Raw genomic sequence first — 25,695 nt, 5'->3', positions numbered from 1 at the left:
AACCCATGGAAGATAAGAAATTTCTTTTTGAAAAAGATAATATACCGCATGCGCTGGGAGTGATGGCGCTTCCGGCGATTGCGAGTCAGCTGATTGCGCTGATATATAATCTTGCGGATACGTGGTTTGTCGGAAGGACAAATAATCCGTACATGGTGGCGGCTTGTTCTCTGGTGATGCCGATTTATATGCTGACAATTGTGATATCAAATATCTTTGGAGTCGGCGGAGGTACGCTTATTGCGCGCCTTATCGGTGCGGGAAATGATGAAGAAGCATCGAAAGTGTCAGCGGCCTGTATATGGATGGCGCTGGGAGTCGGATGTCTTTTCTCGTTACTTAGTTTGATAGGGATGACAAAGATACTTGTTTTTCTTGGGGCGAGCGAAAATGTGCTTGAGTTTTCCAGACAGTACATGCTTTTTGTGGTTGTTATCGGTGGAGTACCGTTTATTTTCAGCAGCACGGTTTCATCAATGCTAAGAAGCATAGGACTTTCGGCAAAGGCATCGTTTGGGCTTAGTATGGGCGGCGTGCTTAATACTGTGCTTGATCCTATTTTTATGTTTGTGATTTTGCCTGACGGAAAGCAGGTTATGGGTGCCGCGCTTGCAACTATGCTAAGTAATATTGTGGTTTCGATGTATTTTATCGTTACTTACCATAAGGCGGGAAAAGAAACTATTCTCAGATTTAGGACAAACGGCGAATATCCTTCGAGAGAGTCTTTTTACTCAATATTTGGAGTGGGAATTCCTGCGGCTGTGGGAGTGCTTCTTTTTGACCTGTGTACGATCGTTATAAATCGCCTGGCAGCGTCATATGGCGATGTTGAGCTGGCTGCCATCGGTATCGTGCTGAAAGCCGAGCGTCTGCCGCTTAATATCGGAATCGGAATTTGCATGGGAATGGTGCCGCTTATCGCGTACAGTTATTCTTCGGGTGACAGGAAAAGAATGGATGGGATCTTCAGATTTGGCAGAGTAGTGGGGCTTGCGATAGGAGTTGTGAGTGTGATCTTGTATTATGCATTTGCGCCTTTTATCATGAGGGCATTTATCGGAGATCCCGACACGGTGCGCTTTGGAACGCAGTTCCTTCGTGCGAGGTGCTTTGCAACGCCGCTGATGTTCCTTTGCTTTTCGATGGTTCATTTTGCACAGGCAATCGGGCGCGGCAAGGAATCGTTCTGGCTTGCGGTGATAAGGCAGATTGTCTTTAATATCCCTATTCTGATTCTGTTTAATCACTGGTTTGGAATGACGGGAATCGTGTGGACGCAGGCAGTTGCGGATCTTTTTACGGTCATCGTTTCGTACGTGATATATTTCGGTATGAGGAAAAAAGAAGGCTGGCCGGCGGGAGTGTGACGGATTATGAAGATTTTAGTTGTTGGTGGGACGAGATTTTTTGGTATTCCGATGGTGAATGCGCTTATAGATGCGGGACATGACGTGACGGTCGCGACGCGCGGGAATAATGCTCTTGGTTTTGGCGGGAGCGTTAAGCAGGTTGTTATGGATAGAACGGATGCTGATAGTGTGAAAAAAGCATTTGAAAGCAATAGATTTACTGAAATGACAAGTCCAGGTTGCTGTGGAAAAGCTACTGATGCACATTTCGACGTTGTGATCGACAAAGTTGCGTACAGTTCAAATGATGTGAGAGCTCTTTTGCCCAATATCAAGTGTGATAGGTATATTCAGATGTCGTCGTGCTCGGTTTATAAGAAAGATGCGCTGTTTATTGGAGAAAATGAGTTTGATGCCGCAAAGTATCCGCTGGTGTGGACGGACAGAACGGAGGATTATGACGAGTCCTAACGGCAGGCGGAAAGGGCGGCTTATGAGTTCATGGACGCTGGGAAGTGCGTGTTTGTCAGGTATCCCATTGTGCTTGGCGAGAATGACTATACCGAGAGGCTTCGGTTCTATGTGGAGCATATCATGAATGATTCGCCGATGTTTGTGGATGACCTTGATTATGGGATCTCTTTTATCCATGAAAAAGAAGCGGGCGAGTTTATCGCGTTTCTTGCAGGTGCCGATGTATGCGGGCCGATAAATGGCTGCTCGAAGGGGACTATCAAGATTTCTGAGCTTATCGGTTATATTGAAAAGAAAACCGGAAAAACCGCGGTTTACAGTGAATATGGCGATGAGGCTCCTTACAACGGGCTTGAAAATGACATGAGCCTTGATACGCAGAAAGCGCGGGCGCTGGGATTTGAGTTCTCTGAGCTTAGTGACTGGATTTATAGGTTGATGGATTACGAGATTGGCAAGGCAAAGTGAGCGTGGGATTTGTGTATGGAAATTCTTCTTGTGATTGATGTTCAGGAAAAGTATATAGGCTTTTATCGGGAAGGGCTTTTGGATGCGGTTAATGCAAGGATTGATGAGGCAAAAAAGCTGAATCTTCCGATTGTGTACATAAGGAATATCGGTTTTCCGGGGAATGCGAGCGGTTATGAACTGGCGTGCGGACTTAATGTTGAGTCGGGGCTTGTGTTTGATAAAAGGTTTCCTGATGCATTTACAAACAAGGAATTTGTACAGAAATTGAAAGAGATGGATGTTGATACTATTGATGTCGTCGGTGTTGATGGCAGATGCTGTGTGTTTCGGACGGTGATGACTGCAATAGAGCAGGGGTTTGGCGTAAAATTGTACCTTGATGCAATAGGTGCCAGACAAAGCAGGTTCTATGAGAAGGAGCTTCAGGAGATGAAGGCAGCAGGAGCTGAGTGCGTAGAATGTCATTTTTGATTAAATATGTATTTTGCGTGGTGAAGAGTGTTATGTTGCGGTACATTCAATTGACGATGTCGGGCGATTTTCTTGATATATTTTTTGAGAAAAAAGAGGTGTGTATGAATTTTTTGTTTGTGGCTCTTGGAGGAGCTTTGGGAGCGGTGCTTAGGTATGCGATAAGCCTTATTCCTGTTAAGACGGGCTTTCCGGTATTGACGCTTGTTACGAATATATTAGGCGCTGTTTTGATCGGATTTATCGTGGGCCTGGCCGATAATCGTGAGGGAATATCGGGAAATACGGTTCTTTTCTGGAAAACGGGAGTATGCGGCGGCTTTACGACGTTTTCTACATTCTCGCTTGAGGCGGTCAATCTTTTTGAGAAAAAGCAATATGGTGCAGGCGGAGTATACGTGGCGCTCAGTCTTGCGTGCTGCATCTTCGGTGTGATCTGCGGCAAGAAGCTTGCGACGCTTGTTAGAGGATGATTGCGTGGTGATGGTGAGTAAGATTTCAGAGTTGAGTGACTAAGAGGAAGAAAAATAGCGGATTTAGTCAACACCGCGGGTGAATTTGGTTGAAAAAGAGAAGCGGATTTTTGTGATGAGTGACTAAGAGAAGTAAAAATAGCGGAATTAGTCAACGCCGCGTGGAAATTTGGCTGAAAAAGAGAAGCGGATTTTTGCGATGAGTGACTAAGAGGAAGAAAAATAGCGGATTTAGTCAACGCCGTGCGGGAATTTGAGTGAAGAAGAGAAGCGGATTTTTGCGATGAGTGACTAAGAGAAAGAAAAATAGCGGATTTAGTCAACGCCGCGTGGAAATTTGGCTGAAAAAAATAAGTGGATTTCAGAGTTGAGTGACTAAGAGGAGAAAAAATAGCGGATTTAGTCAACGCCGTGTGGAAATTTGGCTGGAAAAGAGAAGCGGATTTTTGTGATGAGTGACTAAGAGAAGGAAAAAGAGCAGATTTAGTCAACAACCTCGGAAAAAGGGTGATAAGCATGGATAAAGAGAATCGGGAAAAGAAGCTTAGAGAAAGCGAATTCAAGAATCTGAAAGAAATCAAGTCCAAGAATCTGAAAGAAATCGAGCTCAAGCAGAATAAGTATTCGGAGAAGATATCGGCGGTGCCTGCGGAGCAACTGGCAAAGGCACTTGAGTCTCTTATGGCAAAAGATAAAGACAAAAGTAAAAGATAAAAAGTAAAAAACAGAGATAACAGATAAAAACAAAGATAACAGATAAAAACAGAGATAACAGATATAAGCAAAAATAAAAAAACAAGGACAAAGGCAGGAAAATGAGACAGTATATTGTAGATGCATTTACAGACAAGCTTTTTCACGGAAATCAGGCGGCGGTTTGCGTTTTGGATAAGTGGTTGCCTGAAGAGCTTATGATGAATATCACAAGGGAGAATAATTTTTCGGAGACGGCATTTACCGTGAAAGGCAAGGACGGATATGACCTTCGCTGGTTTACACCGGGCGGAGAAATTAATCTGTGCGGACATGCAACGTTGGCAACGTCGTTTGTTCTTTTTAATTATTATGAGAAGGACGCGGATGACATTACCTTTCATACCATGAGTGGTGATCTGTTCATTCATAGGCAGCAGGATGAGATTGCCATGGACTTTCCGGCATATCGGCTTAATGAAACACCTGTCACTGAACAGATGATCAAGGCAACGGGGCATACGCCTGTCAGAGCATTTATTGATCGTGATCTTCTGCTTGTTTATGAAGATGAAAAGACAATTCGCGAGATGTCTCCCGATTTTGGCGAAATGATGCTACTTGATGGACTCGGCGTAGGTGTTACGGCTCCTGGAAAAGATTATGACTGTGTTTCAAGATTTTTTACCCCGAAAGATAAGATAAATGAAGATCCCGTTACCGGTTCGGTTCACTGCATGATTGCACCGTATTGGGCAGAGCAGCTTGGGAAAAAAGAAATCCACGCATATCAGGCATCTGAACGCGGAGGCGAGTTGGAATGCAGATTGCAAGGCGATAGAGTTGTGATTTCAGGCAAAGCGGTGCTGTATTCTGTGGGTGACTTATTTGTGATAGAGGGGAAAACAAAATGACTAATAAACAAATACTTGAAATAGCGTTGCGGCAGTCGGCGGAAGATAACGGCTGCAGTGCGGAGGATTTTTTATCGGATAAAAATGTTGTTGTTCCTTTCAAACTTGGTGAAAAGGCGCGCAAGTATTACAAGGAACCGATTACATGCAATTTTGTAACGTATGGGAATAATGTTGTTGCGGCCACATCGGATGAAGTGGCGGATATTGTAAAAGAGTACGTCGCAAAGTTCGAGTTTGATCACTGCTTTGAGACGCCGAATTTGAATTGGCTAAGTGAAAGGCTTGAAAAGCTTGGGCATAAAGTGTGCTTTATGGCTGAATACTTTTTGCCTGATCTTGATAAGATGCCGGAGCTTGAGTGTCCATACGCTACGAAGATTCTGGGGCCGGAAGATTTCAAGGAATTGTATCTTCCGCAGTGGAGCAATGCGCTTTGCAGTGCGCGCAAGGAACTCGATGCACTTGGGATCGGTGCGTATGATGGAGAGAAGCTTGTGGGATTTGCGGGAGCTTCAGCGGATTGCGACGATATGTGGCAGATAGGAGTGGACGTTCTTCCTGAGTATAGGCGGAATGGAATAGCGTCGGCTCTTACGAATAACTTGGCAAAAGAAATTTTAAAACGCGGCAAGGTTCCTTTCTATTGCTGTGCTTGGTCGAATATCAGATCGGCAAAAAATGCGATAAGAAGCGGATTTACGCCTTCGTGGGTTGAGGTGACGGTTAAGCCCACGGAAGTGGTGGACAGGTTGAATGCCTGACGCGAAAAAAGGTATGACATCTTGAATGAAATGACAGAAATCCGCACTGGCTGCGGATTTCGCGAAAAGATGAAAACAGCATAAATTACGACAAGAAAAGGACTTCAGACTAGACATGAAAAAAGAATATAATATCGTAACAGCCACGGAGCAAGACCGTGAGGAAATACTGGCGCTGTACAAAGCGCAGATTGGGAGGGAGTTTTGTCCGTGGGATGAGCATTATCCGTCAAATGAGACAATTGATGCGGATTTTGCACGTGACGGCCTTCTCGTATTAAAAGAAGACGGAATAATAAAAGCAGCAATTTCAGTAGAAGAGGATGATGAAGTTGACAGACTTCCGTGTTGGAATAAGAATCTTGAGCCTGAGGGAGAGCTTGCAAGACTTGCGGTTCTTCCGACGGAGCAGAATAAGGGACTTGCGCGGATAATGCTTAAGCATGGCATGGAAGAGCTTAAGAGACGCGGATGTAACGGCATTCATATTCTGGTTGGCAAGTACAATACCAAGGCAATCCGCTCGTATGCGGTATTTGGATTTGATGAAGTGGGTGAGTGTTACTTGTACGATCAGGATTTTTTGTGCTATGAAAAAAGACTGTGATATAGCGATATGTCACAAATAATAAATATAACGTTTATGAGAGGGAAGAATTATGAATGAAAAAGAAAAGCAGATAAGTTCCGGGGGGAGCAGAGGAACGCTACTGCAAAATAAATTGGTCGTCTGCCTTTTGGCGGTGTTTTGCTGCCTTTTGTGGGGAAGCGCATTTCCCAGTATAAAAGCGGGATATGAAATGTTTGAAATAGGCGCGCAGGACAGCGTTTCGCAGATTCTGTTTGCGGGAATAAGATTTCTGATCGCGGGAGTTCTTACGATTATTTTCGGAAGCCTTCTGCAGAAAAAATTTCTTTTTCCCAAAAAGACATCGTGGAAAATGGTATGCACGCTCAGTTTATTTCAGACGATGTTGCAGTATTTTTTCTTCTATATCGGACTTGCGCACGCATCGGGAGTTAAGTCGTCGATAATCAACGGAATGACAACATTCTTTGCTATTCTCCTGGCGTGCCTTGTAAGAAAGCAGGAACACTTATCAATCGATAAGCTGGTGGGATGTATTCTAGGAACGGCGGGTGTTATTATCGTAAGCCTTTCAAGCGGCGGCGTAGAAGCCGGATTTGCGCTTAACGGTGAGGGCTTTATCCTGATCGCGGCAGTATCATATGCGGTTTCATCGGTGCTTATCAAGGAGTATTCTGTAAAAGAGAATCCTGTGACGCTTAGCGGATACCAGTTTCTTATAGGCGGCTTTGCCATGATGGTTGTGGGCTTTATTGCAGGCGGAAGGATTCATCTGACAAGACCGGCCGGAATCTTGCTTATCATATATATGGCGCTTATTTCGTCGGTTGCTTATTCAATATGGGGCATCTTGCTGAAACACAATCCTGTATCGTCGGTTACGATATACGGATTTTCCAATCCAATATTTGGTGCGCTGTTGTCAGCTTTTTTCCTGGCTGAATGGGATAAGCTTAACTTGCGGTATGTTGCGGCTCTTTTGCTTGTCAGCCTGGGAATTTACGTGGTTAACAGAAAATAGTTTCAGATCCTTTTACGGAGGTGTGAGATGAGCGGTTTAAGCAGGTACAATGTGGAAGTTGTCGACAGTACGAGATATGCGCTGGGAGAGGGACCTTACTATGATCCGAGATTTAAGCGGCTCTCCTGGGTAGACATCATTGGGCAGAAGGTCTGGTTTATTAAGAATGGGAAAAAAGAGTGTATAGATGCGCCGCAGCCTGTCGGAGCAGCGATACCTCTTGCGGATTCGGAAGGTTTTGCGCTTGCGTTGAAAGACGGGATATATACTTATGAAAACGGAAAGCTCTCTTTGATGGCAGATCTCAAAGACGTATACAAAGATTACTGGCGCTCGAACGATGCCAAAGCCGATGCGAAGGGGCGTATATGGTTCGGCGCATCCGTGATTGACGGCTCAGACCATGAGGCGGAAGGAAATTTGTATCTTTTTGATAACGGTAAGATCGGTATCAAGGTGGAAGGAACGAAGATTGCCAACGGTATGGCTTGGAGCTTTGATAAAAAGAAATTTTTCTTTTCCGATTCCTTTGAACATGCCGTATTTGTTTTTGACTACGACGAGGAGAGCGGAAGTATAAATAACAGAAGAGAGCTCTTTCACGTGGATGAAAATATCTCCGACGGTCTTACGATTGACAGCGAGGACAATCTATGGGTTGCCTTCTGGGGCGGAAGCCGCATAGAAAAAAGAAGTGGCGCCACGGGTGAACTTCTGGAAGTAATCCCGATTCCCGCAAAGCAGGTTACGTCATGCTGTTTTGGCGATGAGGATATGAAGACTCTTTATGTGACATCGGCAGGAACAGGACTTGACGGAGAGTATGACGGATGTCTTTTTAGATTCAGAACTGATGTAAAAGGTGTGTCTCCTGATTATTGCGTGAAAATATAAAAAAATTCTGCATTTTTTGCTAAAAATCCGTAAAGATTGTCAATATTTACGTAAATGCGTAAAGAAGTTGTATAATCTATAATATAGTAGAACGGAGGAAGAGCACTATGAAGGAAAATCATCTAAAGCGCACTTGTAAACTAGTATTTCTTATTCACGTAATTACGACTTTGTTTTCTATTGTCGGTCTGATGTCACAGATAACAATGTCGGATCTTGCGCCCATCAGAGGTATAATCCCTTTGATAATGGTTATACTTGTATTTATCGCAGATTCAATGTATTTGTTTATCAGTAAGGGCGGAGTTACGTACATTAGAGTGCTTGCAATCACATATTCTATTGTATATTGTGCAATGTTAAACAGCGGAAACACGGGAACGACTTATCCCTACATGATTCCGTTTTTGATCGTATTTCTTCTTACGCTTGACAATGTGAGCGTGAAGATCGGTGTTATAGGTTTTGCACTTTCCAATCTGATAAGGGTAATCCTGACGATCGCAACTTCTGCAAATATTCAGAATGATATCGAAGTTGTTATGATCGAGGCAATTATTTCGATTCTTACGGTTGTGACAATTCTTAAGGGCTATGGACTTCTTTCAAGATTCTTTGAGGAATCACTTGATGAAGTTACGGCTGTTTCGGATAAAAACAAGTCTATCACAGGAAAGATCACAGAAGTTGCGGAAAGCGTAGTTGAGGACGTTTCTGTTGTGAGCGATGCGCTTAAGACTATCGGTGAATCTGTGGAACTTCTTGATGAGACAATGGAAAATATCATGGTAGGAACGCAGAATACCGCTGAGGCCATTACACATCAGACAACGCAGACACATGACATTCAGGATATTATTGACGATACCAAGAAGAGCGCCGATATTGTTGAAGGCATAAACAATGAGGCTGCGGATGCACTTAAAGAAGGCATGGGCGTTATGGAATCATTGTTTGAAGAGGTTGAAAAAGCCAGAAAGGCCGGAGAGAATCTTCAGACAGCCGCTGATGAGCTTCGTTCCAATACAGAGGATGTAAGCGGAATAACAAGCATAATTCTTTCGATTTCATCGCAGACAAATCTTCTTGCGCTTAATGCAAGCATAGAGGCAGCAAGAGCAGGTGAAGTAGGTAAGGGATTTGCGGTAGTTGCCGATGAGATCAGAAATCTTGCCGAGCAGACAAGAAATGAGACTGAGAACATCACTCGTATAATCGAGATACTTACATCAAATGCCGACACCGTTGCAGATTGCGCTACGATAAGTTCGCAGTCGGCAAACCGTGAAACTGAGTATACTCAGAGCGCTTCACAGAAGTTTGAGTTCATTCAGGATAAGCTTGGTGAGCTTAGCAAGGCTATTACAGATATCAGCAATTACATCACATCGCTCAGTACCGCAAACAATGAGATCGTTGACAGCGCAAGTACACTGTCGGCTACCAGTGAGGAGATAAGTGCAAGTTCAACCGAGGCATCCAAAGCAAGTTCACGAAACGTTGAGCTCGTTGCACAGTTCAAGAAATCAATGGAAGGAATCATTGCGAAGATCACTGAACTTCAGAGTTATACACAAGGATAAAAAAGAAAAAACACGAGCGCTACAGGTTAATTTACCCGTAGCGCTATTTTTCTGCACAAAAGAGCCTTCTACGGTTCTTTGTGTTATATTCTCTTACAGCTTTATATCTGTGAAATGCGGATTTGCACTGAGCGGATGCTGTTCTTCGTTAAGCGTTCTGAATTGCGACGGCGGATAACCGGTGCTTTTCTTGAAAGCACGGGTAAATGCCGTGCAGCTTGTAAAACCCGCCTGATATGAAATGTCAGTGACGGAAAGCTCCGGATTTGAAAGAAGCGACTTGGCATGATTTATGCGCATTTGCTGCAGGTATTGATAGAAAGTCATGCCGGTATAATCGGAGAAGATCCTTTCAAAGTAATATTTGCTGAACCCCGCGTGCGATGCGATACATTCAAGAGACAGATTTTCTGTGAAGTGCTCGGAAATATAAGTGCAGATATTGCTCAGAGAAGTGCTGTTCTTAAATGTTGTCGATGAGCCTGAAGAATCCGAATCGCGGAAAAGACTTATGTTCTTTGCACAGAAAGCTATAAACTGCATAAGAAGAGAATATATCTCAAGTTCGCCGAAAGGATCGAGCTCGGTAAAAGCTATAACGCTTTCATCCTCCTCTTTTTCATTCATATGGAGCGCAGGCGCAGAGCCGAAATACAGTTTCATAATCTTATCGATGCGACCGCGTAAATAATCATATATTTCAGGCGGACAGGAGCTTTTCTTTATATGAAGCGCAGGTGACATCAGACGGAACGCCTTGTCCATGTCTTTTAAAGTGATAACGCCGGAAAAGTCGGCTTGTATATATACTCTTGTTCCGGGATAAGGGGAAAAAATCTCGTGAATGACAGCGGGACAGATTAAAAGAATGTCCCCAATCTCTACATGGTAAGTCTGATTGGCGCAGATGACTTTATATGGCGCCTCTTGTGGAATGATCATTTCGATGTCGGTATGCCAGTGAGGAGGAAAATCGGCATGCAACCTGTTTATAAACATCCGAAAGCTGGTGTTTATCTTGTGTTGAACGTTTTCCTTGTTGCATGAATACTGCCTGCCCATACTACTTAAAAATCTCCTGACACTGTAAAACATAATTCAAAAAGTGCTACTACTTTTCTTGTTATTATAGCAGATATTCTACAAAAAATCCTTCTGAAAGCTGGCATTATGACAAAAAAAACATATTTAAAATGCAAAAACGTGTAATGTTGCACAAATAAGAGAGCAATTTTGGTATGGTCGATAGCAATTTTTTATACGCAGAAAAACCTAAAATATTATAGAATTATATAAAAGAATGAAACAGTTTTTTGTTTCAATAAGGAGAGATTTTCAGAGAATCTGAAAAGTAACAAAGGTATTTATATGATAGGAGGGTAAGGTATGAACAAAAAGGTATTGGCTACTTTTTTTGCAACGGTCTTGGCAACTACTACGCTTGTTGGATGTGGTGGAAGTTCTGCCACTACGACACCGTCGGCAGGTGGCTCCGGAGCTGATGCGACGGCACAGGCAGGCGCTTCTTCGGGAAAACAGACAGACGGAAAGAATCTTCCGACACTTACAACTGAGCCACTTGAAATAACTCTTTGGGACATAGCTACTGAGGATCCCGCAAAAACCACGCAGGAAGGTGCTGTGCAGAGATTTATGAAGGATTATCCGAATATCAAGGTTAATCAGGTACATCAGCAGAATGACAATTATAAACAGCAGCTTGTTGTTGCGATGAGTTCGGGACAGGCGCCTGACATCTATGTTCACTGGGGCGGCGGTCCTATGGCGGAGTATTACAAATCAGGTTTTGCCAACGATCTTACCGAAATGTATGCAAAATACGATCATCCCGAATTTATAGACGCTGCGGTTGCGCAGTCGACATATGACGGAAAGATGCTTGCAATTCCTTTTGGCGGACTTTCGGGCTGCGATATTTTCTATAACAAGACAATCTTCAAAGATCTTGGTCTTGAGGTTCCAAAAACAATCGATGAACTTGAGGCTGTTTGCGAGAAACTAAAAGCAAACAATATCATTCCGTTCTCACTTGCAAATGCTTCAAAGTGGACAGGCTCAATGTATTACATGTATCTTGTTGCACGTCATTCCGGAAATGCTGAGTTTGACGCGGCTTATACACAGGAAAACGGCGGAACATTCACAAGCGACGCATTTGTCTATGCGGGTTCTAAGATTCAGGACTGGGTTAAAAAAGGTTATTTTCCCGATGGTGTAAATTCTCTTTCGGCCGACGATAACCAGGACAGAGCGCTTCTCTATGACGGCTCTGCGGCAATGATGCTTCACGGCGCATGGCAGGTATCCGGAATAAAGGCGGACAGCGAAGAGTGGTACAACGAGAATGTCGGCGTATTCCGTTTCCCTGAAGATTCGGAAGCAAAGGCAAAGGGCGTTCCTCAGGATGTAGAGATCGGTACAGCAATCGGTATGGGAATGTCATTTAACTGCTTCAAAGATGATAAAACTGTGGATCAGGAAAAACTTGACGCATGCTATGTGCTTGCAACTCAGTATTACAATGATGACACATATAACAACGATCAGCTTTCAAGCGGAACACAGCCTTCAATTAAAGGAATGGAAGAAAATATCGACGATCCTAACATGAAGATTATAGCTGATGTATTCTTCAATGCTTCCAATGTACAGCTTTGGTATGATCAGTATCTTCCCGCATCAGTGACGGAAGTACACAAGAACTGCATGACTGAGCTGTTTGGCCTTGAGAAGACACCTGAAGAGATTGGAAAAGAGCATGATGATGCCATGAAGAAAGCTATTGCCGGGCAGTGATATGTCTTACAACAATTTAATCTATGCGCTGCGGCTATAGTGGTTAACGGCTGCCCGCAGGGACTGCTTCCTGTGGGCAGCTCTTGTCTTATTTCATAGTGAGAGTTTTTGGTGTTATATAGTTACAAAAATAATTTACTATACGCGGCAGGAAGGAGTTTATGTGAAAAATGAAAATAATATAGGGCTTGCAAAAGCCAGAGCAAAAAGCACGGCAAAAGCGGCAACGGTCTTTCTTATACCGGCTCTTTTGCTTATAACGATATATATAATCTATCCGGTCATTGATACCTTTGTGATAAGCGGATATAAGTGGAACGGTATTTCATCCGACAGGATTTTTATAGGAACAGAGAACTGGGTATCACTCTTTAAAGATGAGATGTTTTGGAAATCCTTCAAGCATAATCTGATTGTTATGGTATTCTCGATTCTTTTGCAGATACCCATGGGTATGCTTCTTGCAACATTCCTGGATGCGGGCGGAAAAAAATTCAACATATTTAAGATCATCTGGTTTCTGCCGTATCTGATGAGTTCTGTTGCGATAGCTTTCCTTTTTGTATATGCACTTGCAACAAACGGAGGAATTGTTTCATCACTCGCTACGCTTATTATGGGTAAAAAAACTACGATAGATCTTTTGGGAACCGCGCCCAATGCGCTTTATACCGTAATAGGCGTTATGGCGTGGCAGTTTACACCTTTTTACATGGTCTATTTCATCGCCGGATACGGAAACATCGATACTTCGATCTACGAGGCGGCTATTATCGACGGCGCAACAAGATGGCAGTATATAAAGCATATTGCGATTCCTCTTTTGGGACCTATCTTCAAGACTGCATGCACGATGTCTCTTATAGGTTCGCTTAAGTATTTTGATATGATCTGGAACATGACACAGGGCGGACCTGCGGGTTCGACGGAACTTATGGCTACATACATGTACAAGCTCTCGTTCCAGCAGTTCAATATGGGGTATGGTTCGGCAGTGGCAGCAGGAATGTTCCTTCTTATAACGGCTATCGCGTTGATATTTAACAAAGTTTTCAAGGTTAAGGAGGAATATTGAGTATGGTTAATCCAAATATGACTGAAGCGGATTATCGTAAGTCCAAGATAAAATCAAGGATAGCGTGGGGAGTAGCGATATTTTTCGCATGCATCTGGCTGGTACTTACGCTTACACCGTTCTTTTTTATGATAATAAATTCGTTCAGAAAACAGTTTGATATGCTGCAACAGGGCGTTTTCCATCTGCCCGATCCATGGTTCTTTGATAATTATGTAAATGTTGTTTCGCATGGATTTTTCGGATATTTCTTAAGAAGCGTGATCGTGGTTGCGATATCGCTTGTACTTATGCTTGCCATTTCGGCATTTGCGGCATATCCGCTTGCAAGAATGAGCTTTAAATTAAATCCGTTTATCTATGCACTTATCGTAGCTATGATGTCGGTTCCGATGCACGTTACTTTGATACCTATCTTTAAGCTCACAACATCGGTGGGACTCTACGATTCGCTCGGATCGTTGATAGGACCTTATGTTGCATTTGCGCTTCCGATGTCGGTGTTTATTTTGACGGCATTTATGAAAACGATTCCGAAGGAAGTGGAAGAGTCTGCGGAAATTGACGGATGCAACCGCTATCAGAACTTTTTTAAGATGATACTTCCTCTTTCCAAATCGGGACTTTCGACGCTTGCTATTTACAACGGCGTTTCGATGTGGAATGAATTTGCTTTTGCCAACACTTTGCTCATTACTCCCGAGAAAAAGACATTACCTCTTGCGCTTGGACAGTTTAAGGGCGAACATTCGCTTGATATTCCGATCATCCTGGCGGTACTGACTCTTTCGGTACTTCCCATGATAACTCTTTTTATCGTTTTCCAGGATAAACTTGTAAAAGGAATGATGGCAGGCGCGGTTAAAGGCTGAAAACGGCGAAATGACAGGAATTTACGGGAACCAAAAAACTATTTTTATGTAAAGGAAGGTGCCTATGATAATTTACGTAGATGCAAGTGCTGAGCACGACGGAAACGGAAGCAGGAATTTACCTTTTAAAAGAATAAACGAAGCGGCGAAAGTTGCGATGCCGGGAGATGAGGTTGTTGTTGCGCCCGGAACTTACAGGGAATATGTCAATCCGGTCAATCCCGGAACTTCGGAAGATCGAATAACTTACAGAAGTGAGAAGCCGCTTGGCGCCGTTATAACAGGTGCAGAGAAGATTACGGAATGGTCGAAGTTTAAGGGGGATGTGTGGACGGCACGGGTGAAAAACAGTATCTTTGGCGGTTACAATCCTTACACGACGATTGTTTACGGCGACTGGTATTTTGCGACGCCAAATAAGCACACAGGCTGCGTTTGGCTTAATGATGAGGCTCTGTATGAAGCTCTGAGTATCGATGAGTGCGCTGAAGGAAAAATCTACGAGTGTTCGTGGGAACCCGAAAGCTCTAAGAGAAAGTGGTATGCGGAGCAGGATAATGAAAATGACGAGACAGTTTTTTATGCCAATTTCGGCGGAGCCGATCCAAATAAAGAAAACGTCGAGATTACCGTAAGGCGCGAGTGCTTCATGCCTGAAAAAGAGGGCGTTGGCTATATAACCGTAAGCGGCTTTAATATAAACAAAGCTGCGACGACGTGGGCTCCTCCCGCTGCTTATCAGGACGGAATGATAAGTCCGCACTGGAGTAAAGGCTGGATAATAGAGGATTGCGAGATCTGGGGCAGCAAGTGTGCGGGTATCTGCGTTGGGCGTTACTACGATCCCGAGAACAGCAATTTTTATACAACAAAGCATGTTAAGAGTCCTACTCAGATGGAGAGAGATTCTGTGTGCCGCGGCCAGTATTACGGCTGGTTAAAAGAGAAGATCGGCGGTCACATAATCAGAAGAAACAATATTCATCACTGCGAGCAGGGCGGAATCATAGGCCGTATGGGCGGAGTGTTCAGCGTTATCGAGGACAATCATATTCATCACATCAACAATATGATGGAGCTTGGAGGAGCCGAGATAGCGGGAATAAAGATGCATGCCGCGATTGATGTTGTAATGAGACGTAATCATATTCACCACTGCACTATGGGAATCTGGTGTGACTGGGAGGCGCAGGGAACCAGGATCACGCAGAATCTTTTACATGATAATCAGCGTCCTTCTTTTGCAAAGCAGTTGCAGGGCGGTATGACTTGTCAGGATCTGTTTGTTGAAGTAAGCCACGGACCTACGCTTATTGATAACAACATTTTATTGTCGGATGTTTCGCTAAGGATAGCAACTCAGGGCGTTGCGATGGTACATAATCTTTGCGCGGGCTCTTTTACCTATGTCGGAGACGGAACGACCTGGAGATATACGCCTTATCATATGCAGCACAGAACGGAAGTTATGGGCTTTATGACGATTCTTCACGGGGATGACAGGTTCTATAATAATATCTTCATACAGAAGTGGCCGGCGGAAGATCTGGAGCTTTTGAATGATTCGGACCCCGATGAGAAGTACACTGAGAACAGAAGTGTCGGAACGTATTGCTTTGACGAGTATCCGTCTTATGATGAGTGGATCGCACAGTTTGATATGGACGAAGCGTATCCCAACATGAGAAAGCATGAATCCGCACATTTTTCGCATCTTCCCGTTTGGATTGACGGAAATGCATACTTTGAGGGTGCACTTCCGTGGAAAAAAGAGGAGAATGCATTTTTCGATGATTCGGGAAAGGTACACGTTGATATAGTTGAAAAGGATGGTGAATACTTCCTTGATACCAATATCTACGAGGCGCTTGGCGATTTTAAGGCCGGTATGATCTCGACCGAGACTCTCGGCGAAGCCTTTGAACCTCAGCAGAAGTTTGAAAATCCCGACGGAACGCCGATTACTTTCGATGTGGATTATCTCGGAAACCACCGCGGCGTGGACGTACTCCCCGGCCCGTTTGCCAAAGGGGATGATGCCGTGAGTAAGTGCCTGTCACGTGAGGAGTGATGGGGCTTGGTTGCTTTATAGTGATATATATTGCTTATTAGTTTTCAACAATAAACGGAAGTTACGCACACCATCAGAATGATATCATTTAAATAGGTCATACATCTCTTTACCCTTCCGGCGCGCCACATGACCTATTAGAGCAAAAACTAACGATTAGGTCATACATATCTTTATCCTTTCGGCGCGCCATATGACCTATTAGAACAAAAACTAACGATTAGGTCATACATATCTTTATCTTTTCGCCACTTTCTATCTATTTCCATAATTTTCCGATACGGAAAAAAATCCCTCTCTTAATTGTACATTTGATGTATTATAATTTTCCAAAGAGTCAAATAGAATTTATTCCATAAGCGCTTATTTACTATAGAAAGGGACCACAATGAAGCTTAAGTTGCATGAAAATATTAAGAGATTAAGAAAAGAGAAAAATCTGACACAGGAAAAACTCGCAGAGATACTGGGAGTGACTGTCGGCGCGGTGTCTAAGTGGGAGAACGGAAACAATACACCGGATATAGTCATGCTGACAATGCTGGCAAGCTTTTTTAACGTGTCGATCGACGTCCTTTTGGGATATGACATGGCATCTAAGAAAGCCGAAAAAATTGTTGAAAACATTAACTTACTTGTTAGTGAACGCAGATTCGACGAGGCGGAAAAGCTTTCAAGGGACGCCATGTCAAGATACCCACATGATTTTTCTGTCATTTATGCGGCTGCTGACGTGTATTATGTGAAGGCACTTGAAAATCAGGACAAAGAAGATGCGCTTAAAGCGATAGATCTTTTGACAAAATCATTGGAATATCTTTCACAGAACAAAGATCCCGACATAAATGATTTCATTATAAGGTCTCGTATTGCGTACAGCTACATGGTTGTGGATGAAAAGGCTGCGTTTGAAAGGTTCAAGCAGATAAATTTTGGAGGAATACACGATACTGTTCTTGCACTTTTGTGTATTCAGAACAATGAAGTAGATCAGGCGCTTAATTACAGTACGCTTGGAATAATAAACCACTTGAATGAACTTATAGATTCGACACTGCACATGATAATGTCGCTTGCATCAAAGGGCGGAAAGAAAAATCTGGATGAAGCGGTGTGCCTGGCAGATACTATGATTGAGGTTATCGCCAAATTTGCCGGAAGCGAACCGGGATGTTATGAAAAATATATGGCGTGTTATCACGTGCTAAAGGCATATCTTTACGGCTGCTCAGGCGATGAGAACGAGATGAAAAAGAGTCTTTCGGAGGGAAAAAAGCTCGCGGAAAGCTATGATAAAAATGGCACAAATGATGTAGCCAGACATCTTAAGTTCTATCATGCGGAAAAAAAGCACTATCATATATTTGACAGCATAGGCGAAAACGCCGTGACAGGTTTCAGTGCGGCACTTTTGGGGCAGGTCGTGAAGATGGGAAAAATAAATAGAAAAGTATTAAACAGAATTATTGACGATTGGGAGAAAGAGAAATGAAGTCGGTACTACAGATTGGTAAAAAGATTCTTCTTGTATTAATGATTATTGCGGTGATAATCGCAGGTACAAGATCGATCGGAATGGGAATGAACATCAGAACGCCAAAAAATGGGATAAATGTATCTTTTTACGTGGATATAAACGGAAGTAACCAGTGGATAAACATATATGGGAAAGACATAGACAATCCGGTCTTGCTGTACCTTCATGGCGGGCCGGGATCTGCTACAAGCCCTATTGATTACTCTTTTACCCGCAAATGGAGCGACGTATATACGGTCGTAACGTGGGATCAAAGGAATGTCGGAAAGAGCTTTGACAAGAAAAACGCCGCCGATAAGATAACTAAGGATATCATGCTGGCAGATGGCAAGGCGATGACAGAGTATATTATGAAATACATGGGAAAAAAGAAGATCACTTTGCTTGGACATTCGTGGGGATCGATGTTTGGTGCAAACCTGGTGCTTGAGTATCCTCAATACTATGATGCATTTATCGGAACGGGGCAGTGTGTTGATATTGCGGAAAATGAAGAGCGGCTTTATGAAGAAGCGAAGAAGTGGACTGAGGGCGACGAAGAAGGAAAGGTGCTTCTTTCAAAGTGGTCGCCGGATAAATGTGATGATACGCAGGCGCTGCTTGCAAGAAGTGAGATAATGAACAGATACGGCTATGGCATGATGAAGGATGGACGCGATTACAACATTGTCGCGACCATTCTTTTTAATCCGAATTACCTGGTAAAAGATTACATTTCTTATGTGAAAAATATCGAAACATCGATGGAGCCTTATATGGATTTTTTTGCACATGGTCTTTACGAGTGTTCGCTTCTCGGAAAATATGATTATAAAGTTCCTTACTACAACATAAACGGCGATATGGATTATCAGACCAATTATGAGATGGCATGTGAATATTTCGAAAAGGTGAACGCTCCCGATAAGAAGATGTATGTCATGAAGGGCGGAACGCATGGGCTTCTGGAGTCAAGGTCTGAGGAATTCTCGGGATATGTGCATGATATAGCCAAAAGAATGGCGAGTATGAAATAAGAAGAAATGCAAATAAATAAAAGATTTAATTAACGTTTTTTAGTTCAAACAATTATGTTAATATGTACTATGTGGCCTGAAAAAAGTTCTATATCAAGTTCTATATTATCAAGATAGTTTTGGTTTTTGGTGTTTTATAAAAATAAAATAGTGAGGTGAGTGTTATGGCTGTAAAAATGTACGGAAACATAAACGGTACCTTCCAAGCGTCCAAAATTGATCTTTTTTCACTTGCAAAAGAGCAGGATAGTAAGCCGAAAAAACTGAGCGATACCAAAGAAGGAGCGGATATTGCTCCTATCAAGATCGATATCTCGGCTGAAGGGATGAGAGCTCTTTTGGCATCTAAATTTCCAAAGTGGATCGACATTAATTCCGAAACGGAGAAGAGGAAATTTGAATTTGAGCACCAGCCGGTCATAAGCTATAAGGACAGGATCTTCCTTGATATGTATGAAAAAATCGATGCAAGGAAGTCGGGGGATGAGATAACTCTTTCGGATAAAAAAGACGCTCTTTTGGGCAGTTTCAAAGATATTGCGGATGAGATTTCGTCGGGATATGAGCAGGGAAACCGCATAAGGTATGTGGAGGATGAAAGTTCCGAAGACGGCTACAGGAAGCTGACGAAAGAAGAGGAACTTGAGATACTTCAAAATGATTTTGAAGAGTTGGTCGAGGAGCGCTTTGGCGAAAAACATCGCAAGATAAACGATGAAGTTCTCGCAGCGCTGAATGCTTTTGGAAATGTGATGGACAATTCCTGGCTAAAATATTATGAACCTGAAAAGATAACCGAAGAATTTGTGGATGGAATGCTTGATCAGGCGCGAAAGTATATAGAAGAGCTGAAATAAGATGTAGATAATGGGCAAAAGTTTAACGACTTTTGCTCATTTTTTCTGCGAATGCAGGTTGCAAGTGCGTTTGCATATAATTATAAAAAATCGATAAACCGACTTAAAATATTTTTAAAAGAATATACATATTATATTGTATTGTATAATAATATATGATATTGTATTTTCCCGTAGTGGAAAAGGAGGCATATTATGTCCAAAAAAATGTTAATAATTTTACTGTCTACAGTGATTTCTTTTGGCTCTTTTTCGGGCTGCGGAGCAAATAAAAGCGAAGAAGAAAGCATTCCGGAGACAGAATCTGTCAGCGATTCCGAACTTCCATCGGGAGATGTTTCTCTCAGGGTTTGGGGATCGGAAGAGGACAGTGAACTTATAAATCAGATCATATCGAGTTTTGTTTCTGAATATTCATCACAGGCAAATTTCAATATCACATTTGAGCCACACAGTGAGTCTTCCGCAAAGGATGATATTCTGGGTGATGTTCTTAACGCGCCGGATGTTTTTACTTTTGCGGACGATCAGTTGCTTGCACTTATTGCTTCGGGTGTGCTTAAGAAAGTTCCGAATGATTCGGAAATAGCAGGAAGGAATCTTGCGGCGGCAAGCGAAGCTGCTTCTTTTAACGGAACTTTGTATGCATATCCTTTAACGGCGGATAACGGATATTTCCTTTTTTACAACAGCAAATATTTGACAGAAGAAGATGTACAGACACTTGATGGAATCCTTGAAGTTGCGAGCCGTGAAGGCAAGAAGTTTTTCATGGAAATGAATTCCGGCTGGTATATGTACTCTTTCTTCGGTAATACAGACATGGAAATAGGTCTTAATGACGACGGAATATCCACTTACTGTAACTGGAATGCGAAATATACAAATATAAAGGGTGTTGATGTTGCGCAGGCAATGGCGGATATTGGAAAAAATCCGGGCTTTATCAATGCGGGAAATGATGATTTTGGAATCGGTGCAGCGAACGGAAGCATCATAGCCGGTGTCAGCGGAATATGGGACGAGAATGAGATCAAGGACGCATGGGGAGACGGCTATGCCGCAACAAAGCTTCCCACGTATACTGTTGCGGGGCAGCAGCTTCAGATGTCAAGCTATGCCGGATATAAACTCGTAGGCGTTAATTCTCGTTCGGAGAATGCGGCATGGGCAAATAAGTTTGCGGATTGGATGACAAATGAACAGAATCAGGCCCTCAGATTCTCGATGAGAGGTCAGGGACCTTCAAATACAGCGGCGTCATCTACAGGTGAAGTGGCTCAGTCAAAGGGACTGCAGGCTCTTCAGAAGCAGGCTGAGTATGCAAGTCTTCAGCGAGTTGGCGGAACTTTCTGGGATCCTGCGACAAACCTTGGAACAATTTTGAGTGAGGGGAATCCCGGAGGAAAAGACCTCCAGACTCTTTTAAATGAGATGGTTACCGCTGTTACGGGAGTGGAATCATCGGGTAACAAGGAAGGCGAAGAAGGCGAGGCAGAGGATACAGCTTCAGAAGAAGAGGCTACGGAAGAAGCAGCATCAGATGATTCTATAGAAGAAAATGCAGACGCAGGAAGCGATGAGGTAGCAGAGGCAAGTCCCGAAGATAATGCGGATGCGCAGGCAAGTTCCGAGGCAAGCGAATAATAGGAGGATGGATCGATGAAAAGAAAAGCAAGTATTCGTGTAATGATTATGGTTCCGGTCCTTCTTTTGGGATTTGTTTCCATTTTTTCAAATGTAATGTCATTGACTAACCTTAGAAAGGTAAATACGACAGCGTCAACAATTGCCGATGATTATATGGCTGCGATAAATGAACTTGATGTTATCGGTCAGTCTTCAAAAAATATACATACATTGGCTTTGTCACATATTGTAGCCACTGATTTTGAGACAATGACAAATGTTATTTCCGAGATCGAAGCGCAAGAGGCGGCGCTGGATCAGACGATGGCTGATTACAACAAATATGTCACAAGTGATAGTACGGCGAGTTATGATAAGATGCTTGCCGATTATAAGAGTTTCAGAGAAGCTGTTATGATTCTTTTGGCTCAGAGCGCAGCGCAGAAAACCAAGGATGCCTATGCAACCGCAAACGGTCTTGTGGCTGACAGTTCAAAGCAATTAAGTGAGGATATCAACGATATCATCGTAGCTTTTCGCAGTAACTCCGATGTGGCAAGGCAGAATCTCGGTAAGAGTTATACGATCGCGAGATTTTCGGGATTTGGTGTAATCTTTATAAGTATTCTTGCAGTGATCATTGCGCTTTATATTGTGCTCAGACATGTGGTAAGACCTGTGATCAAGGCAGAAGCTGAACTTAATGAGATTATTGAAGGTATCAACAGACGCGAGGGTGATCTTACAAAGCGTATCACGATTGAATCAAATGATGAGATCGGAGCTCTCGGTAAGGGTATCAACTCATTTATTGAGCACCTTCAGAATATCTTTTTAACCATTACAAGTAATTCGTCTGCGATGGATAAGGTTGTAACCGATGTTTTGGGAAGTGTAAAGACATCAAACAGCAGTGCAGCAGATCTTTCCGCACTGACAGAGGAACTTACGGCCACTATGGAGGAAGTTGCAGACAGCGCAGGTACCATCAATAAGAATACGGAAGCTGTAAGAAACGAAGTTGATGAGATGGCTGAAAAGAGCCGCGAGATAAATGAATATTCAAAGACTATGAAAGAGCATGCGGATGCAATGGAACAGTCTGCAAGAACGACCATGGCTGAAACAAATGCGAAGGTTGAGGATATTCTTGCATCTCTTAATCAGGCTATTGAAGACAGCCAGAGCGTCGATCAGGTTAATTCGCTTACTTCAGAGATCATGAGTATCGCAACGCAGACAAACCTGCTTTCTCTTAATGCTTCCATTGAAGCTGCGAGAGCGGGAGCGGCAGGAAAGGGCTTTGCGGTTGTTGCAAGTGAGATTGGTACTCTTGCCGAAAACAGTAAGAGAACTGCCGGAAATATTCAGGAGATAAACTCTGTTGTTGTTGAGGCGGCTCATAATCTTTCAAGCAGCGCAAATGAACTTGTTGATTATCTGCAGAATTCAATCTTGCCTCAGTTTGAAAAGTTCGTTGAAGACGGCGAAAAATATAAGAATAATGCCAATTATATCGAAGGTGTCATGGACGACTTCAGCAATAAGACTGAAGGATTCAAGTCAACTTTCAATGATATAGCGGAGTCCATCAATAATATCACAACATCCATAGAAGACGGTGTTCGCGGTGTTTCGTCAGCAGCAGAGAGCACTCAGGTACTTGTTTCCGATATGGACAATATTTCAAGACGTATGGATGAAAACAGTCGTATCGCAGGTGAACTTGATGAGGAGACGGCTATTTTCTCCAAGATCTGATGGCATCTTAAATGAAATTATGAATAAACGGTTTTTGTGATTAAAAGCCGGCGGTCTGAATTTCTGGATCGCCGGCTTTTTGAGCTATTATTTTTCGCCGGGAACACTGAATGTAAAGCATTTCTCTTTGTCAAAAAGAACTCTTTGCACAATGCGTTCACTTATGGATCCTTCAGGCTCTGTTATAAAGTAGCCGTCCTCGGTGACAGTATCTTCATAAGGTGAAAAAGAAAGATATGCATAAACTTTACCGTCCTGAGGGGCAAGGATAACACGGAATGCTTTGTCGGTATCGGAATAATCATCATGTTCGCCTATATAGAAGACACATTCGTATATTCCGTCGGAGTTTAAATCGGAATAGGTTACTCCGTTTATTTCGCCGCCACCTTCAAAATATTCGTATATATGACCTTTTTCCGTGAGCTTTTCAAAGGAAATCTCACCAGGCGTATTCATAAAGCTGTCGAGTGCCACTGCGTTTACGGTGCCGTTGTTTTGCATTAAGCTATCGTAGAACTCGGGATTATTATCAGGGTAAGTATAGGAGGTTGAATCAGCTTTTTTGCCCTCCGAAGAATAATTTGCAATTACCTCATACATTTCAATAGGATAGGTTGTGGTGTAGCTATATTCCTCAAGATAAGTTGCACCGGGAACTATTTCGCTTACGGGCTTGTAATCGGCGTCTTCTCCGGCCTGTAATTTCTCATTGATATCTTCGGCGAACAATTCTTCATATTCGGTTTTTCCGTCTTTGAGCACAGCTTTGATACAATCGGCACATCCCATGTGGCCCATATAATAAAGGATACCGTTTTCGTTTGGAACCGAATAGAATGAAGTGTGTCCCGAAGGTGATTCTTCCACTAATTGTGCTTTGCCGTCTGCATAGGTGTACATTTTTCTGTTATAAGAAGCTTCGGAATGACCGAATCTTATCAGGAGTTCGGGGGTGTTATCCTTGTCAACGTCATATAACAAGTAGGATTCCATGCACTCCTCATATTCCTCAGACTCAGGCGAAACAGAAGCTATTTTTTGCTGCTCAGCCTCTATTAATTCTATATAAGCCTTTTTATAGCCTGTATCAGAGGGCGCTATTTCTGCGCTTGCCTCGGAAGATGCTTCCTCAACGGAAATTCCGGTATCGCTTGCGCTTTCGACACTAGCCTGCTTGTTTGCGTTAGTCGCTTGCTCATCTGCAGTACCGCCGCTTGCGCATGCACATAATGATAGAGACATAATCAATGCCGATAATAGTGTTTTATTTTCCATATTGGTTCTCCATCTCTCTTTTTTTCTATAGAATTGATTTTAACATGCATAGAAATATATTCTCAATGATTGGCGTGCGGTAGATTAATGTATGAAAATGTGTGCGGGAGTGTTGGAGGGCGTCGGAGTGTGTGCCGGGGCTGCAGAGGGTGCCGGGATGCTGCGTTGTAGGCGTTGGAATGCTGTGTTGGAAGGGCGTGTCGGGCAAGAGCCAGGGGAACGTTGGGAGGCAGAGGGTGCGGATGGATGCTGCGTTGGAGTGTGTATCGGGGGAGCAGAGGACGTCGGAGCCGCAGGAGGCAGGAAAGTAAGTGACGCATGACCTATTTGGAAGAATTTGTGCAGAAAGGTCATGAGGTGTGACGGAAGGATAAAGTGATACATGACCTATTTGGGGGGATTTGCTTAGAAAGGTCATGCGGGTGTTTCGGAGGGATACGGTGACGCATGACCTATTTGGAAGAATTAGTGCAGAAAGGTCATGGGGTGTGACGGAAGGATAAAGTGATACATGACCTATTTGGAAGAATTTGCTTAGAAAGGTCATGCGGGTGTTTCGGAGGGATACGGTGACGCATGACCTATTTGGAAGAATTAGTGCAGAAAGGTCATGGGGTGTGACGGAAGGATAAAGTGATACATGACCTATTTGGGGGAATTTGCTTAGAAAGGTCATGCGGGTGTTTCGGAGGGATACGGTGACGCATGACCTATTTGGAAGAATTAGCGCAAAAGGGTCATAAGGGTAATCAGGAAGGATGAAGAGTCACATGACCTATTCGGAAGAATTAGTGCAGAAAGGTCATGAAGTGGCAGGTGAAATAATAAATATATGTACAAGAGGCTTATTATGAGAAAAAGAGTTTATGAAAAAAGCTGGGGCGGCAGAGGAGAACATGGATTCCGCTATTTTGATTATGAACGATCGAATGATGAACTGACCATTTATATAACTGTGGTCCTATGTCAATAAATAGTACAAATTAAAATGAGAGGTTTACCCGCTTATGCAGCAGGCGCAACCATAACCCTCTCATATAGTTCTTCGAATTCGTTAGGAGACATATAGTCACAGTGGCTGTG

The 25,695-nt window shown here is 43.1% G+C and carries 24 protein-coding genes; 22 read left to right on the top strand and 2 right to left on the bottom strand.

Going from position 1 to position 25,695, the window contains the following annotated elements:
• Window positions 1-5: 5 nt before the first annotated feature.
• From BLP87_RS07070 to BLP87_RS07020, 12 genes are all read left to right on the top strand, one after another.
• On the top strand, window positions 6-1,370 hold the full coding sequence (locus BLP87_RS07070) for an MATE family efflux transporter (protein WP_074462071.1): 1,365 nt from the start codon (window positions 6-8) through the stop codon (window positions 1,368-1,370).
• A gap of 6 nt (window positions 1,371-1,376) precedes the next feature.
• A complete protein-coding gene (locus tag BLP87_RS15725; RefSeq protein WP_083334521.1) occupies window positions 1,377-1,823 on the top strand; it encodes an NAD-dependent epimerase/dehydratase family protein in 447 nt (148 codons plus the stop codon).
• A 30-nt stretch (window positions 1,824-1,853) separates the two neighbouring features.
• Window positions 1,854-2,294: a Rossmann-fold NAD(P)-binding domain-containing protein gene (locus tag BLP87_RS15720; RefSeq protein WP_083334520.1), complete on the top strand. Its 441-nt coding sequence runs from the start codon at window positions 1,854-1,856 to the stop codon at window positions 2,292-2,294.
• Window positions 2,295-2,309: 15 nt separating this feature from the next.
• The gene (locus BLP87_RS07060; protein WP_074462070.1) at window positions 2,310-2,768 is read left to right on the top strand and encodes a cysteine hydrolase family protein; all 459 of its coding nucleotides are present in this window, start codon (window positions 2,310-2,312) and stop codon (window positions 2,766-2,768) included.
• 104 nt (window positions 2,769-2,872) lie between these two features.
• A complete protein-coding gene (gene crcB, locus BLP87_RS07055) occupies window positions 2,873-3,241 on the top strand; it encodes a fluoride efflux transporter CrcB (RefSeq protein ID WP_074462208.1) in 369 nt (122 codons plus the stop codon).
• A gap of 516 nt (window positions 3,242-3,757) precedes the next feature.
• The gene (locus tag BLP87_RS07050) at window positions 3,758-3,955 is read left to right on the top strand and encodes a hypothetical protein (RefSeq protein WP_074462069.1); all 198 of its coding nucleotides are present in this window, start codon (window positions 3,758-3,760) and stop codon (window positions 3,953-3,955) included.
• 101 nt (window positions 3,956-4,056) lie between these two features.
• Window positions 4,057-4,848: a PhzF family phenazine biosynthesis protein gene (locus tag BLP87_RS07045; protein WP_074462068.1), complete on the top strand. Its 792-nt coding sequence runs from the start codon at window positions 4,057-4,059 to the stop codon at window positions 4,846-4,848.
• A complete protein-coding gene (locus tag BLP87_RS07040) occupies window positions 4,845-5,612 on the top strand; it encodes a GNAT family N-acetyltransferase (RefSeq protein WP_074462067.1) in 768 nt (255 codons plus the stop codon). Before BLP87_RS07045 ends, BLP87_RS07040 begins: the two co-directional genes overlap by 4 nt.
• A 115-nt stretch (window positions 5,613-5,727) precedes the next feature.
• The gene (locus tag BLP87_RS07035; protein WP_074462066.1) at window positions 5,728-6,219 is read left to right on the top strand and encodes a GNAT family N-acetyltransferase; all 492 of its coding nucleotides are present in this window, start codon (window positions 5,728-5,730) and stop codon (window positions 6,217-6,219) included.
• 52 nt (window positions 6,220-6,271) lie between these two features.
• Window positions 6,272-7,222, top strand: coding sequence for a DMT family transporter (locus BLP87_RS07030; protein WP_074462065.1), 951 nt, complete (start codon window positions 6,272-6,274; stop codon window positions 7,220-7,222).
• 27 nt (window positions 7,223-7,249) lie between these two features.
• Window positions 7,250-8,116 carry an SMP-30/gluconolactonase/LRE family protein gene (locus tag BLP87_RS07025; protein ID WP_074462064.1) on the top strand — a complete coding sequence of 289 codons (867 nt, stop codon included), beginning with the start codon at window positions 7,250-7,252 and terminating at the stop codon, window positions 8,114-8,116.
• Between the two features lie 107 nt (window positions 8,117-8,223).
• Complete coding sequence (locus BLP87_RS07020) at window positions 8,224-9,699, top strand: methyl-accepting chemotaxis protein (protein ID WP_074462063.1); 1,476 nt, start codon at window positions 8,224-8,226, stop codon at window positions 9,697-9,699.
• Between the two features lie 93 nt (window positions 9,700-9,792).
• On the opposite strand, the gene BLP87_RS07015 is transcribed toward BLP87_RS07020, so the two are convergent.
• Entirely contained in the window at window positions 9,793-10,761 is a 969-nt protein-coding gene (locus BLP87_RS07015) for an AraC family transcriptional regulator (protein ID WP_074462062.1), read from the bottom strand.
• A gap of 324 nt (window positions 10,762-11,085) precedes the next feature.
• Here BLP87_RS07015 and BLP87_RS07010 point away from each other — a divergent pair, with 324 nt between their 5' ends.
• From BLP87_RS07010 to BLP87_RS06970, 9 genes are all read left to right on the top strand, one after another.
• Window positions 11,086-12,516 (top strand): extracellular solute-binding protein, encoded by a 1,431-nt coding sequence (locus BLP87_RS07010; protein WP_074462061.1) that lies wholly within the window; start codon window positions 11,086-11,088, stop codon window positions 12,514-12,516.
• A gap of 163 nt (window positions 12,517-12,679) precedes the next feature.
• On the top strand, window positions 12,680-13,591 hold the full coding sequence (locus BLP87_RS07005) for a carbohydrate ABC transporter permease (protein ID WP_074462060.1): 912 nt from the start codon (window positions 12,680-12,682) through the stop codon (window positions 13,589-13,591).
• 2 nt (window positions 13,592-13,593) lie between these two features.
• Window positions 13,594-14,463, top strand: a complete 870-nt coding sequence (locus tag BLP87_RS07000; RefSeq protein ID WP_242838902.1) for a carbohydrate ABC transporter permease — start codon at window positions 13,594-13,596, stop codon at window positions 14,461-14,463.
• Window positions 14,464-14,527: 64 nt separating this feature from the next.
• Window positions 14,528-16,534, top strand: coding sequence for a right-handed parallel beta-helix repeat-containing protein (locus BLP87_RS06995; RefSeq protein WP_074462059.1), 2,007 nt, complete (start codon window positions 14,528-14,530; stop codon window positions 16,532-16,534).
• Between the two features lie 388 nt (window positions 16,535-16,922).
• Window positions 16,923-18,026: a helix-turn-helix domain-containing protein gene (locus BLP87_RS06990; protein ID WP_074462058.1), complete on the top strand. Its 1,104-nt coding sequence runs from the start codon at window positions 16,923-16,925 to the stop codon at window positions 18,024-18,026.
• Window positions 18,023-19,087 (top strand): alpha/beta fold hydrolase, encoded by a 1,065-nt coding sequence (locus tag BLP87_RS06985; protein ID WP_074462057.1) that lies wholly within the window; start codon window positions 18,023-18,025, stop codon window positions 19,085-19,087. The genes BLP87_RS06990 and BLP87_RS06985 overlap by 4 nt, the downstream gene beginning before the upstream one ends.
• 164 nt (window positions 19,088-19,251) lie before the next feature.
• The gene (locus BLP87_RS06980; RefSeq protein WP_074462056.1) at window positions 19,252-19,944 is read left to right on the top strand and encodes a hypothetical protein; all 693 of its coding nucleotides are present in this window, start codon (window positions 19,252-19,254) and stop codon (window positions 19,942-19,944) included.
• Window positions 19,945-20,139: 195 nt separating this feature from the next.
• Window positions 20,140-21,591 carry an extracellular solute-binding protein gene (locus tag BLP87_RS06975; RefSeq protein ID WP_074462055.1) on the top strand — a complete coding sequence of 484 codons (1,452 nt, stop codon included), beginning with the start codon at window positions 20,140-20,142 and terminating at the stop codon, window positions 21,589-21,591.
• A 15-nt stretch (window positions 21,592-21,606) separates the two neighbouring features.
• Window positions 21,607-23,334, top strand: coding sequence for a methyl-accepting chemotaxis protein (locus tag BLP87_RS06970; protein WP_074462054.1), 1,728 nt, complete (start codon window positions 21,607-21,609; stop codon window positions 23,332-23,334).
• 87 nt (window positions 23,335-23,421) lie between these two features.
• Here the strand turns inward: BLP87_RS06970 and BLP87_RS06965 are convergent, their stop codons facing one another.
• Window positions 23,422-24,612 carry a hypothetical protein gene (locus BLP87_RS06965; RefSeq protein ID WP_074462053.1) on the bottom strand — a complete coding sequence of 397 codons (1,191 nt, stop codon included), beginning with the start codon at window positions 24,610-24,612 and terminating at the stop codon, window positions 23,422-23,424.
• 850 nt (window positions 24,613-25,462) lie between these two features.
• Between BLP87_RS06965 and BLP87_RS16420 the strand changes: the two genes are divergently transcribed.
• The gene (locus BLP87_RS16420; RefSeq protein WP_278308261.1) at window positions 25,463-25,585 is read left to right on the top strand and encodes a hypothetical protein; all 123 of its coding nucleotides are present in this window, start codon (window positions 25,463-25,465) and stop codon (window positions 25,583-25,585) included.
• Window positions 25,586-25,695: the final 110 nt, after the last annotated feature.

The organism is Butyrivibrio hungatei (assembly GCF_900101605.1).
In the GTDB taxonomy this organism is placed as follows: Bacteria; Bacillota; Clostridia; order Lachnospirales; family Lachnospiraceae; genus Butyrivibrio; species Butyrivibrio hungatei_B.
Note: the sequence above shows the minus strand (reverse complement) of the source record. Positions and strands in the feature narration are given on the sequence as shown.